Here is a 12,412-nt window from a genome sequence, read left to right as displayed (position 1 = left end):
AAGATCAAAAGATCAAAGCCAGGTCGGCCCGAAGGCCGCCTCGGTTCACTCTTCCTCTCCCTCAGGCACAACCTTGTTCTGAGTCAAATAGCGGTCGAGCGTCGCATTGTTGTCAGGCGAAGAATTATCCCCGGCCACCTGCCACAACCGCCGCTCAATCCCTTGGGCCAAAAGGTGCCCCACAGCCGCCTCGATCGCCGACAACACACACAACTGCGCCGGCTCATTCGTGGTGTACCCGACCTCAGCCTCCAGCAACTTCTTGAACTCGATAAACTTGAACACCCCGGCACTGCGCCCGACAGAGTAAATCGTCTTACTGGTCATCACATTGGCCAACACCTGCCCACTGCGCACATCGACAGCACGAAGGTTCACCGACACCTGATCCACCCGATACTCCCGGGAGATATCGATCCCCAAATACCGCGCCCCTTCCCCACCGCTGCGCACGTTGGTGTCATAGGCAATAATCCCGCCCTCAAGCATCAAATTGGCCGCCTGCAACGGTGGCAACTCACCCTGGATATTCACCGGCGTATTCGGCTTTTTCTGCGAGGCGCGAATGATCTTGCGCTCGGTCAACAGGTTCTGCAGCCCCTCACGTTCCAGCACCACAAACCAGCCACTGGCCTGCAACGCATCCATCAACATGCTTGCCGCGCCCTGGGTCACGCTGGTGGAAAACGAACTGGCCGGGGTCGGTTTGTACTGCCCGGTCTGATCCCGGAAACCATACACCACCGCCATCAACCGGCCCTTGGGCCGTGGCATGTTCAGCAAGTCGTAATAGGTCGACGCCCGAGGTGTCAGGGTCGGTGATTCGGTGTCCTGCTCGGCCCCCATCGGCTCGCGCAAACTGCACCCTTGCAATGCCGCCAACATCAGCCCTAGCGCTATTATTTTTTTCATGTCCTTGACTCCCCATCGATCCATATCCCCGTCAAGGGGCCAGGCCATTCACCTGGATTTCGGAAACTTCACCGGTCGCTCGGTCGGTCACTTCAATAGTCAGTGCACCGGAGTCGTCGATGACGTTCACAACAAAAGCGTCGGTGGTCAGGCTCCCGGCATTGCCCGCGGAGATGTTGTCCATCAACTGCCCCAGCAACCGTGATTGCAGCTGACTGGTGAAGCGCTCCAGGGCCGACGTGCCGGCCGCGCTGGTACGGTTCTTCAAGTCAGGGTCGTCGTAATCGTTCTGCGCCTGGGCGTTGTTGAGCAACCAGGTCCCGTTCAACGGGTTGCCGCCAAACGACGGGTTGATCGGCGTGTAGACCAACTCCGTGGCCTGGACCAGCCCACAGCTGCCCAGCCCCAATAACCACATGCCCGTGCGTTTCGAGAAAGTTCCAGTGTTCATAGTTCGTCCCTCTCAAGGTCGGTGGTGTCCTGCAACAAGGTTTCCAGCTTGCGCTGGACGATCTGCACGCGGACCAGATCGGCAGCCTCGTAGGCCTCGTCCTTCAACTCCACGGTGTTCGGCGGCAGGAAGCGCCGGTAAACCAATCGTTGCTGATATTCCACGGTCACCAGGCTGCCCCAGCGTGCCGAAGGTCGTTCACGCACCACCAGGTTGAAATCCATCGGGCTGGTGGCGCGCAGGCGTTCACTGAACGAGTAGTAAAAGTCGTGGCCGATGTGCGAGATCGTGTCGTCGACGATAAAACCCAGCATTTCGTCTTCTTCGGCAGCCGACACGAAGGACGTCATCAGCATCAGGACCAGGGTCGGTAGCCAGTGTCTGTTCATGGCCTCACTGCCCCAGCGCCTGAGGCGTTTTGGATTGGCCTTTGGGCGCGGACGCGCCATCGAGGAAGTCTTTCTCGGCCACGAACTGCCAGTCCTTGTAGCTCGCCATGCCGGTGAAGTCCGACCATTGACTGGGGAAGTCCGCCTGCTTGAGCGGCGTGTCCGTGGAGGGACTGCTGAGGCCGGTGATGCGCCCGTCGAACCCGCGCATCAACGTCCATTCGCCGCCACCAATCGGGTCTGGGTACAGGTTGCGCAAGTGGTGTTTGGGCGATGGAAAACGCTCGTCCTGCAACAGGTCCGCCAGCTCTTTCGGGTACTGGGCCAGACCAGGTGAACTGCGGTAGTAACTGCGTAATGCCTGAGCGTATTGAGTGCCGACCCAGAGCAACTGCCGTTCACGATCACGGCGCGACGCGGTGGACCACAACTCGCCGGCGCTGGCCAGGCCCATGCCGATCAACATGATCAGAAACAGCACACCCAGGTAAGTGAACCCGGCCTCGTTCGAGGGCTTACCACTCGGAATAAAGGCTGCCATCACGCGCCCTCCCTGTGGCCCCGCTTTTGATATCGGCGACTCCGCCCGGGACGCCGTCAGGTGGCGCCACCAGCACCCAGAGGTCTTTGCGTTCGGCAATCGGGTCCATTGGCGGGTTGCGCAGGTAACGCTGCTCGACCAGTTGTTCGATGGAGTCTGGATAACGCCCGGTGTCGCCGTAGTAGTGGTCCAGCGCTTCGCGCATGGCCGACAGGCTCTGGCGCAGCGTGGTCTCTTTCGAGACCTCGAGGCTGTTGAAATAGCGTGGCAAGGCGATGGTCATCAGGGTGGCGATGATTGCCATGACCACCATCAGTTCCAGCAGGGTAAAACCCTTTTCCCGACGCATATGCTCACCACTCCTTGTACGCGATGCCGTTGAGCCCCTTGCCGCGCGCCTTGGAGTAAACGTCAAAGACGTCTTCGCCCTCCCGCGGGTTTTGAGCCGTACTGTCGTAGGAGCGCACGCCCCAGCCGCCTTCGTCGTCACGTTTGACCGGCGCCAGCGGGTCATGGGGCACGCGCCGTAAAAAGAAGAACTTGGCGCCCTTGGCGCTGCGCACATCGCGCACACCGTCCACCAGCACTTGCAGGTTCGGCGGGTAGCCGCTGCTGTTCAGGGATTTCTCGATGTAGCCGGCGTCGAATGCACGCTTGTAGGCGTCGATGGCATCGCGAATCTGATACAACGCCGTGCGCAATTCCTGCTCCTTGCCCCGGCGCACCACGGTCTCGGTCAGCGGTGCGGCCATGCCGGCCAGCAGGCCGATCAGGGCCAGCGTCACCACGACTTCGATCAGGGTAAAACCGCGTTGCGAGGCGTTCATGATCAACGCTTCTCGACGACAACAGTGGTGGAAGTGGAAGCAACCGGCCGATCGATGTGTTCGTTCTGGATCGGCGCTTCCATCCGACGGTCCGGCGCCTGGATGTGCATGCTGGTTTCGGTACCGGTGGTGAACTCCATGTCCGACGGGCTCTGGTACGGCAGGTTGCGCACGATCCGCGGCGTAATCGACAGCACCAGCTCCGACTTGCCGACGGTGTCCTTGTTGCTGCCGAACAAGCGGCCAAGACCTGGAATGTCGCCAAGGCCGGGGATTTTGTTGCCGGTGGCGCCATGGTCGTTGCGCACCAGGCCGGCGAGGATCTGGGTTTCGCCGTCATGCAGACGCAGGGTGGTCTGGGCGTTGCGGGTATCGACCTGAACCGGAATCGTGCCTTGGCGGGTCGGTTCCAGCGGCGTGGCGTTACTCACCTCCAGGGCGATTTTGATTGCCACTTCGTTGTTCAGGTGCACGGTCGGCTGTACTTCAAGTTTAAGACCGACATCGAGGTAGGTGACGCTTTCGGTGATCACCGGGCCTTGAGTCGAAGGCACCGAAGTGGCGCTGATAATCGGTACGCGCTGACCAATGTGGATGCGCGCCTGTTCGCGGTTGCTGACGCGAATCACCGGGCTGGCCAGGGTGTTGATGTCGTTGTCCTGGGCGTTGATCTTGGCCTGCGGCGACGGCGAGATGGAGATCCGGCTGGAGTTGATGCCTTTGAGTTGATCGAGCAGGGTCACGGCCGAGCCGTCGCTGTTGACCACGCCGAAGGTGTTCGGCCATTGCAGGCCAAGGTCGAGAATCCGCTGGGTGGCGACTTCCATCACCTCCACTTCCAGTACCACTTCAGGGTTGGACTGGTCCTGCGATTGCAGGAGTTTTTCAGCCATGCGGACAGCGTCTTCAGAGTCGCGCATGGTCAGGGTATTGAGGCGTTCGTCGACGAACACATCGCGGGTCTTGAGCATGGTTTTGATCATGTTCAGCGCGGTGTTGGCATCGATGCTGGTCAGGTAGAAGGTGCGCATCACCAGCTCTTGGTAATCCTTGAGCTTCTGTGGTGAGTCCGGGTAGATCAGCAAGGTGTTTTCGTTCACCACTTTCTGGTGCAGCTGGTTCTGTTGCAGCAGCAGTTCCACCGCGTCTTCGATGCGCACGTCACGCACGAAAATGGTGGCTTTCATGTCCGGGCGCAGGTCCTTGTCGAAGATGAAGTTCAAACCGGCGACCTGCGACAGCACTTCGAAGATGGTTTTCAGGTTGGCTTCGCGAAACTCCAGGGTCACCGGCCGATCGAGACGGGTCCGCAGTTGTGGGTATGGAATCACGTTGCGGCTTTGCACCAGGCGGACGTTGCTTTGCAGCTCCAGCGCCCCTTCATTATTCGGGTCCAGTTCGAGGATCTGTTTCACCTGGCGGTCGGCACCGTAGATGTCACCCCGACGCAGGTCACCACGGGCCAGTTCGAGTTTTTCATCCAGGCTGCGCATGTGATCGAGCTGACGCAGCGAGTCCTGGGCACGGCGGTTGTTCGGTTCGATGGTCAACACCCGGCCGAAAGCCTGGCGGGCAGACGCAAAATCACGCTGGGCGCGATCCATGTCGCCCTGGGTCAACAGCGCCGTCACTGCACGAGCACGGCCGCTGTTCAGGGCCAGGTGCAGCTCGGTGTCGCGAGGGTTTTCCTTCAGCCCTTCCTCGATGCGAGCCAGGCCGGCTTCGTACTGTCCCGACTCCATCAGGTCGGTCGCCTCTTGCTTGGCAACCTGCGCCGAACTGCACGCGGCCAGTCCTGCACAAAGGCAAAGGTTCATCAGCAAACGGGATCTGTTCATTGCGTGCTCCCCACAGACAAAGTCTGAGACAAATGCAGAGGCAGGTAGACAAAGCTGAGTTCCACGTCGGAAATCCCCTCGATCCGCCAGGTGTCGTCGATCACATCCCCCTTGCGCACGACGTATATTTTTTCGCCGCTCTGCAAAAACACTTGCAGGTCGGAACGGTCATTCAGCTTGCCAATGAACTGGAAAGGCATCGGTGGTGCCGTGGGGACTTGCACCTCCGTGGTCAGGTTGACGGGTTGTTCGTTGACGGTGGCGAGCTGCGGCGCTGCCGTCCAGCTGCGGGCGGCGAACAGGTCACCCGCCGGGCTCAGGTCCTTGATCGCTGCCGCTGTTTTGCCGGCGGATGCGGCGGGCAGCGCACCACGGGTTTTGCTGTTGGTCGGGGTGGTCACGGCGGCCACCGACGTATCGCCCTCCTCTGACGACGTGAAGTATTCAGGCAACCAGGTCAGCGCCGCCGCCACACCGAAGAACGCCACCCAACCCACTGCGCGTTTGGTATTCATCATGACCTCGACAAGTAAAGGGTCATGCGGATCCGCCCGGTCAGGTCGGTGTCGGCGATTTTTTTACGCTGGAACTCCACGTCCTCCACCACCACCGCCGGCAACTGGCCGAGCAAGGCGTGCAGGAAGCGCCGCAGTTGCGGGTAGCTGCCGCGCACTGGCAGCAGAATCTGATAACGGGCCAGGTGAGTCTTGGGGTCGATGCCCAGGGAATATTCGCCACGGGCCAGGGTGATGTGCTCCTGCGCCGCCAGCGCGTAAATCTTGTCGATGGCCACGGTGGCCTGCGGCTGGGACGGCAACTTGCTGCGGAAGTCGTCGAGCTGACGTTGCGGCACCACCGGCGCGGCAACACTGCCGTCTTCGACTTTGGCCAGGTACTCGCCGGCTTCGCGCGTCTGCTGGCTGAGCGTTTGCAGCGACTGCCAGTCCGGCATCAGGCCCACCAGGCCATACACCAGCGCCAGCAGCAACATCGCCAGCCCTGCCAGGCCGGGAATGCCCAAGCCTTGCAGGTATTCGTGGACGATCAATCTAGGGATTTGCATCGCCAATCTCCCAGCTAGCCGACAGGTTGAATTGCACCGGGTGTTCCGGCACGTTCGCGACGATTTCGTGGCTGAGCAGCGACACATCGGACAGCTCTTCGCTGGCTTCGAGGCTGCGGTGGAAGTTGAGCATGGCTTCCAGATCCCGCGCTTCGGCGCTGATTCGCACCTGGCCTTTGCGGGCATCCGGGGTCAGGGTCAATAACGCAATGTCGTCCCGGGGCATGGCTTCAAGCATGGCGAACAGACGCTCCCAAGGTCGGCGCAACTGCTGGGACACCTTGCGCATCTCGGCCAGGTTGTGCGCCTGTTCACGGGTTTCGGCCGGGGTCAGGCTGACCTTGCCGCCCGTGTCGCCGGTGAGTACGCGCTGAGTGGTTTGCAAATGGCCTTGCTGTTGCGCGGCCTGTTCACTGACATGCTGCTGAACAAAGAAGCAGGTCAGCGTCAGCACCACGCCACCGACCAGCAGGCTCCAGCCCAAAGGGCCCGAGCGACGGCGCGGCTGGAAGTCGAGCATCAGGGGGCGCATGTCAGGCCACCGCCCGGGACATGACGTACAAGCCATCGCGTACGGATGTCCGGTGTTCTTCGAGGGTGCGCAGGTGCACACCGGGTACGTCAGGGTGCGAGTCAATGCGTGCCGGCGCGTGCAGGTAAACGTTCAGAGGTCGCTCGCTGGTGGACGCCTGCAATTGGCTTTCACGACCGATCAACGCGGTCAGCGCGACGTCGCTGTCGCTGCTGCCCACCGAACGCACCGATGCCCAGCGCCCTTCCCGCGCCAGCAACAACACACTGCGCACCGGTTCGGCGACGACGAACAGGAAGTCGCCGGCGTCGAAGCTTTTATCGAAGTGATTGAACGCCGCCATCAGGTACGGCTGCACCGAACGCAGGCGCAGGCCACGCCCCGTGACCAGCGTGCGCAGATGCGTCAGCAAGTCTTGCGGCAGCGCGGTGGCGACCCGGTCATAACCCGCCGGCTCAGCCGACAACACCATGCTCCAGGGTTGCGCCGGTACGCCGTAAAGGTCTTCGAAACACAGTTGGGCAAACCCGAGCAATTCAGCAGGGCTGCTGATTTGTTCGCTCCAGGGCACCAGACAGAAGCGGCTGAAGTGCCCGGAGATCACCACACTCAATTCGGCACCGGGACGGGTGTGTTCGCCCAGCAGACGGTCGAGGGTTTCCAGCGCCACGGCCCAGGCATGGAAGCCTTCGTCGATAAAGCCGACGCTGCCCAGCCACAGGGTTTCACTGCCACGACGCTGGCCCAGACCGACACCACTGGCACCGAGCACGGCGACAAAACGATCACGAGATAAAAGTGACACGATTGATCTCCTCGAGCGTGGTCCGCCCCTCTGCAACCAGTTCCAGTGCCGACTCGCGCAACAGGCGCAAGCCACGGCTGCACGCCAGGGCCTTGATTTTCGAAATGGGTTGGCGCTCGACGATCATTTGCCGCAGCTCGTCGTCGAGGTGCAGCAGTTCGGCAATCGCCGTACGCCCGCGGTAACCGGTGCCCCGGCAATGACCGCAGCCCTTGCCGTGGACAAAGTGGTAGTGATCGACCTGTTGCGGATCGAGACCCGAGAGGCGCAATTCTTCATCGGTCGGGTAAGCCGGTGCGCTGCAACTGGCGCAGACCAGGCGGATCAGCCGCTGGGCCAGCACCGCATTGAGTGCCGACACGAGGCTGTAAGGGTCGATTTCCATCTGGGTGAACCGGCCGATCACGTCGAACACGTTGTTGGCGTGAATGGTGGTGAACACCAGGTGCCCGGTGAGCGCCGATTGCACGGCGATCTGCGCGGTGTCGGGGTCGCGGATTTCACCGACCATGATCTTGTCCGGGTCATGGCGCAGGATCGAGCGCAAACCACGGGCGAAGGTCAGGCCTTTCTTTTCGTTGACCGGGATTTGCAGCACGCCCGGCAGTTGGTATTCCACCGGGTCTTCAATGGTGATGATCTTTTCCACGCCGTGGTTGATCTCGGTGATCATCGCGTACAGCGTGGTGGTTTTGCCGCTACCGGTGGGGCCGGTCACCAGCACCATGCCGTAAGGTTCGGCCGCCAGCCGACGCAGATGGCGCAGGGTTTCTTCTTCGAAGCCCAGGGCTTGCAACTGCACGCCGCAAACCTTGTCGGCCAGGTCCTGTTTGTCGAGGACCCGCAGCACCGCGTCTTCGCCGAAAATGCTCGGCATGATCGACACCCGAAAGTCGATCTGCCGGCCGCTGATGCCGATCTTGAAGCGACCGTCCTGGGGCACGCGTTTTTCGCCGATGTCCAGTTCGGCCATGACCTTGACCCGGGAAATCACTTGCTCGGCGAATTCGCTGCCCTGGATTTTGCTGATGTTGTTCAGCACGCCATCGATCCGGTACTTGATCACCAGACCGCTGCCGGTGGTGCCCAGATGGATATCGCTGGCGTGCATTTTCAGCGCGTCGTAGAGGGTCGAGTTGACCAGTTTGACGACGACGCTGGCGTCTTCGCTGATGCTGGTCAGGGACAGGCTTTGCAGGGTATCGATTTCGACATTGGCGTCGGCCTGGGCGTTGAGCGATTCCACGGCGTGGAAGCTCTCTTCGTGGCGTGCCAGGTAGGCCTTCAGGTCGTCGGCATGCACCAGGTACAGCGGCGCGCCGTGCAGGCAATCGTCGATCCAGGCCAGGCGTGAAGTATCGAAGGGGTCGGCAAAAACGCCAATGACCGCATCGTCGTGACGCAGCAGGATGAATTCGCGTTTGAGGCATTGGGCCAGGGTTACCCGGTCGAACACCGGAGTGGCTTTGAACAGGCTGTCGGTGTCGAGCACCGGATAATGCAGGGTCGCGCCGAGGCACTGGATGAAGGGCATGGGGGCCAGTTCGCATAACCCCCCGAGGGCTTCCAGTACCCGTTCGCCGGAACTGGCGGCGAGCGAGCGTGCCAGGGCCAGTTGCTCACTGGAAAAGCGCGACGGTACACAGTCCGACAGCGCCGGTTCGACGGCAAGGAATAGACGGTCCATGGCATGCTCTCCAACGCCGGGGGCTTTGAGCCCTGTCGACGCGGCAGGCCATTGCGGCGGAAGCCGGAACGTCTTGTCGCGCCACTACTCCCCGGTGAGCAATTGTTCGTCGTCTGGTGCCTTGGAGGTCGATGTGTTTCGTCGACGATCTGCCAGCACCCAACTGCCGTCGTACAACTGCAGCGGGAAACTCTCGGACCTGCTCTGGCGTCGTTCGACAAAACCTTGCGAATTGCTCATGCCTGCTTTGGGTTCGCGCTCCATCCCCAGAAGGTCGCAGACTGCTCGGGCCAATTCCGCCAATGGAAACGGTTTGAACAGGATATGGCTGACTCCCAGTTGCCGGGCCCGCTCACAGACTTCAGCGGTTGGGTGCCCGGTAATCAGCACAAAATGACACTTCCTGTTCTGGCGGACAGCATCGAGCACCTCAAAGCCTTCCATGTCGGGCAAGCGGTAATCGAACACCATCACATCGGGTGAAAAACGCTCGGCCTCGCCGATTGCCATCGCACCGTCGTGAGCTATCCGGACGTCCAGCGCTTGCGCCTGAAGGTAATCCTTGAGGTTTTCGGCAAGCAGCTGTTCGTCTTCGACAACCAGTATTTTGTTTAACAAGGTCGACTCCTTGAAGCCGCAGGTCCGATGTTCCAGCCCTGGGAGTACGCGCCTTCACTGAGGCTAACGCACACTTCATGCCAGGCTGAGCGTCGGTTTTTTACCGTTGCACGTCTTTGATTTTCATGAAAAAACCATTTCGTCCAGAAACTCCATCCCCCAAAGGCGGGGAAGCACTCGGATGGACCTTGAAGCATTTCCCCACTATTGGGGGGGGGAACCCTCAATCATCGTCAACCCGTTCGATTCGATTGCTTGATCGCAGTTGCGCGAGAACCTGTAGACGAGCCTGAGCCTGTTGCTGTCGGGCAAGGTAAGCCCGGACCATTTCAAGCCCTTGCACCTCTGAGACATCGGTCGCCTCCAAGTGGTTCTGCAGGTAAATCAAATGCCAGCCCAACGCTGTACGCACCGGTGTACTGACAGCCCCCGGTGCCAGGGCAAAGGCCGCGGCTTCGAATTCAGGCATCATCCGTCCACGAGGAAAATAGCCCAGATCACCGCCCTCGCTGGCGGAAGCATCTTCGGAATCGGCCCGGGCCACGCTGGCAAAGTCCTCACCCGCACTGATTTTCACACGCATCTCCTCTAAGCGTAGCCGGGCCGCTTCAACCGCGGCGGCATCCGCGCCTTGGGGCACTTTGATCAGGATGTGCCGTGCCTGGATGTGTTCCGGCCGGTTCATCTCGGCGCGATGCTCTTCATAGAACGCGCGGACCTGTTTTTCGTCAGGCCCGGCGACCTGCGTGAGGTCGGCAAACACTTGCTGGGCCGCGAGCTCACGGCGGGTGTACTCGGTGTAACCGACTTCGTCAAAACCGGCGTCTTCCAGGCGTCGGGCGAACACGTCGGCACCGCCCATGGCCTGCCGGGTCTGATCGACCTGACGTTGCACCACCGCGTCACTGACCACCACCCCGCGCTTGACGGCTTCTTGCCACAGCAACTCTTTGTCAATCAAGGCTGTCAGTGCCGCCTGACGTAAGTGTTTGTAGGCCTTGGGGTTGCGGAGGCTGCCCACCGCCCGGCCCTGATCCTCCAGGTATTCGGCGAAATAGCGCTCCAGGCGAAGCTCGGAAATTTCCTCGCCATTGACCCGCGCGGCGGCCGGGCCATTGCTGCAGAACGCCACGGGAACCCACAGCGTGAGCAGGAGCAACAGAGTCTTGAGCGGCATGATCGAGACCTCCAGTCAGGGTGTAGCGGCAATGGGTTTATAGGGCGCGACCAGATAAAAGCGCTGGCCGGGCAAGTCCACGGTGACGATATGCGCGCCACGCAAGCCGAGGCGGCGGCCCGGACCGAAGCTGATCAGCGGGGTCAGCCCGGTATCGAAGTCATGCAGGCCTTCCAGCGCACTGATGAGTTTCTCGCGGCTGGCGTCGCGCCCGGCCTGTTTCATGCCTTCGCTGAACAGCAACATCGAACTGAACGCGCCGACTTGCAACATCGCGTGCTGACCGCCGAGCCCCTGGCGTTGGCGCACTTGGGTCAGGGCCAGACGTCCGGCCAGCGTCCAGTCACTGGGCACGAACGGATAAGCCAGAAACACCCGCCGGGAAAAATCACTGGGCACCTGCAACAGATCACCCGCCACCTGGTTCGACGCAGCGAACAGATAAGGCACCTGCCCCGCCGCCTGCAAGCGCTCGGCGAGGCGACTGAAACCGCCGCCGCTGCCCAGGTAAAACACCGACCGCGAGCCCAGTGGCAGTTCGTCTTGCGCCGAGTCGTAAACTTTCAGACTGACCTTTTGCCAGTCGTGATCCTGCAAGTACTGGCCGAGGCTCTGCGCCGCCAACCGTTGACTGGGCTCGTCCGGGTAAGTGATCAGCGTCGGCCCCTGGAGCACCCGTAAATTAATGGTGGCGTAATCGGCCAGGGCGATCAGTTGCTCGCGCAACCCCGGCAGCGGTTCGAAAATCTGCCGACTGGCCTGCGCCGTGCCCAGCAATGACAGCGGTCCGATCAGCGGAATGCCGGCCCGTTCCAGGCGCGCGGCCAGGTCCGAGTCCAGTGCCGGCGCCAGCGGCGCGATCAGGGCGAACACCTGTTCCTGCTCGATCAATCGGTCCAGCGCCTGCTCGGCACTGGCGCGGTCTGGGCCCGGATCGACGATGGTCAGGCGCAACTGCCGGCCATGAATCCCGCCCGCTTCGTTGATTCGCGCCACGCTGCCCCGGAGCACCGCTGCCACCGTGGCGCCCTCCTCGCTCAACGGCCCCTGGCTTGGCAACAAGGTGCCCAGGTGCAGACTGTCGGGGGTCAGGCCGGGGTCGCGGTCCTCGGCTACGCGTTTGAGGTAGGCCGTGAGGTTGCGCTGATCATTCATCGACAGGACGAAGCGCGGCATCGCCGGGTCGAGCCGATTGTTGCCCGGATCACGCCCTTCCTGGATAGCCCGCGCCAAGGTGTCTTCGGTGTACGCCGGGTACGCACGGCCATTGATGTGCTGCTGGCCGTAGGTGCTGGTGAGCCGCGACCAGCTGAGATCCGGCGGTCGCACCCCGCCTTCGGGCCGCCCGAGGCCATCGGCGCCGTGGCAGTTGGCGCACGGCAGGCTGGTGGCGGGCAACAGTATGTCCGCCGCCCCGACCCGCGCCATGATCGGCTCGCCACTCGCGGACACACCCTCGCGATACAGCCGTTTACCGGCGCTTTCGCTGGGGCTCAGCGGCAACGCATCAGCGGCGAAATGCAGGCCGCCAAGCAGTAGCAGGCCGAGAGCGAGTGAAGTTCTCATGGCGCG

General features: G+C 61.6%; 15 protein-coding genes. All 15 read right to left on the bottom strand.

Annotation, left to right across the window (positions count from 1 at the left end):
* Positions 1 to 45: 45 nt before the first annotated feature.
* The 15 genes from AC3IUE_RS12665 to AC3IUE_RS12595 all read right to left on the bottom strand — a co-directional run bounded on the left by AC3IUE_RS12665 (position 46) and on the right by AC3IUE_RS12595 (position 12,406).
* On the bottom strand, positions 46 to 912 hold the full coding sequence (locus tag AC3IUE_RS12665; protein ID WP_056746588.1) for a CsgG/HfaB family protein: 867 nt from the start codon (positions 910 to 912) through the stop codon (positions 46 to 48).
* A 31-nt stretch (positions 913 to 943) separates the two neighbouring features.
* Positions 944 to 1,363, bottom strand: coding sequence for a curli assembly protein CsgF (locus tag AC3IUE_RS12660; protein WP_056746587.1), 420 nt, complete (start codon positions 1,361 to 1,363; stop codon positions 944 to 946).
* Positions 1,360 to 1,752, bottom strand: a complete 393-nt coding sequence (gene csgE / locus AC3IUE_RS12655) for a curli production assembly/transport protein CsgE (protein ID WP_461997825.1) — start codon at positions 1,750 to 1,752, stop codon at positions 1,360 to 1,362. The genes AC3IUE_RS12660 and csgE overlap by 4 nt, the downstream gene beginning before the upstream one ends.
* Before the next feature lie 4 nt (positions 1,753 to 1,756).
* Positions 1,757 to 2,293 (bottom strand): type II secretion system protein, encoded by a 537-nt coding sequence (locus AC3IUE_RS12650; protein WP_489267784.1) that lies wholly within the window; start codon positions 2,291 to 2,293, stop codon positions 1,757 to 1,759.
* A complete protein-coding gene (locus tag AC3IUE_RS12645; RefSeq protein WP_056746582.1) occupies positions 2,268 to 2,642 on the bottom strand; it encodes a type II secretion system protein in 375 nt (124 codons plus the stop codon). Before AC3IUE_RS12645 ends, AC3IUE_RS12650 begins: the two co-directional genes overlap by 26 nt.
* 4 nt (positions 2,643 to 2,646) lie before the next feature.
* Positions 2,647 to 3,120, bottom strand: a complete 474-nt coding sequence (locus tag AC3IUE_RS12640; RefSeq protein WP_489267782.1) for a type II secretion system protein — start codon at positions 3,118 to 3,120, stop codon at positions 2,647 to 2,649.
* 2 nt (positions 3,121 to 3,122) lie between these two features.
* Positions 3,123 to 4,958: a secretin N-terminal domain-containing protein gene (locus AC3IUE_RS12635; protein WP_489267780.1), complete on the bottom strand. Its 1,836-nt coding sequence runs from the start codon at positions 4,956 to 4,958 to the stop codon at positions 3,123 to 3,125.
* Entirely contained in the window at positions 4,955 to 5,473 is a 519-nt protein-coding gene (locus AC3IUE_RS12630; RefSeq protein WP_489267778.1) for a hypothetical protein, read from the bottom strand. Before AC3IUE_RS12630 ends, AC3IUE_RS12635 begins: the two co-directional genes overlap by 4 nt.
* The gene (locus AC3IUE_RS12625) at positions 5,473 to 6,021 is read right to left on the bottom strand and encodes a GspMb/PilO family protein (protein WP_129443230.1); all 549 of its coding nucleotides are present in this window, start codon (positions 6,019 to 6,021) and stop codon (positions 5,473 to 5,475) included. Before AC3IUE_RS12625 ends, AC3IUE_RS12630 begins: the two co-directional genes overlap by 1 nt.
* On the bottom strand, positions 6,008 to 6,553 hold the full coding sequence (locus tag AC3IUE_RS12620) for a pilus assembly protein (protein ID WP_461997820.1): 546 nt from the start codon (positions 6,551 to 6,553) through the stop codon (positions 6,008 to 6,010). Before AC3IUE_RS12620 ends, AC3IUE_RS12625 begins: the two co-directional genes overlap by 14 nt.
* Before the next feature lies 1 nt (position 6,554).
* Positions 6,555 to 7,358 carry a hypothetical protein gene (locus tag AC3IUE_RS12615; RefSeq protein ID WP_489267775.1) on the bottom strand — a complete coding sequence of 268 codons (804 nt, stop codon included), beginning with the start codon at positions 7,356 to 7,358 and terminating at the stop codon, positions 6,555 to 6,557.
* Complete coding sequence (locus tag AC3IUE_RS12610; RefSeq protein ID WP_056746568.1) at positions 7,339 to 9,045, bottom strand: GspE/PulE family protein; 1,707 nt, start codon at positions 9,043 to 9,045, stop codon at positions 7,339 to 7,341. Before AC3IUE_RS12610 ends, AC3IUE_RS12615 begins: the two co-directional genes overlap by 20 nt.
* Positions 9,046 to 9,129: 84 nt before the next feature.
* Positions 9,130 to 9,663, bottom strand: coding sequence for a response regulator (locus AC3IUE_RS12605; protein WP_056746566.1), 534 nt, complete (start codon positions 9,661 to 9,663; stop codon positions 9,130 to 9,132).
* 223 nt (positions 9,664 to 9,886) lie between these two features.
* Positions 9,887 to 10,840, bottom strand: a complete 954-nt coding sequence (locus AC3IUE_RS12600; RefSeq protein ID WP_489267772.1) for a peptidylprolyl isomerase — start codon at positions 10,838 to 10,840, stop codon at positions 9,887 to 9,889.
* A 15-nt stretch (positions 10,841 to 10,855) separates the two neighbouring features.
* Positions 10,856 to 12,406, bottom strand: coding sequence for a cytochrome c/ABC transporter substrate-binding protein (locus tag AC3IUE_RS12595; RefSeq protein WP_489267770.1), 1,551 nt, complete (start codon positions 12,404 to 12,406; stop codon positions 10,856 to 10,858).
* Positions 12,407 to 12,412: the final 6 nt, after the last annotated feature.

It is taken from the genome of Pseudomonas sp. GL_093 (genome assembly GCF_057837605.1).
The sequence above is the reverse complement of the archived record's forward strand: the minus strand, read 5'-3'. Positions and strand labels throughout refer to the sequence as shown.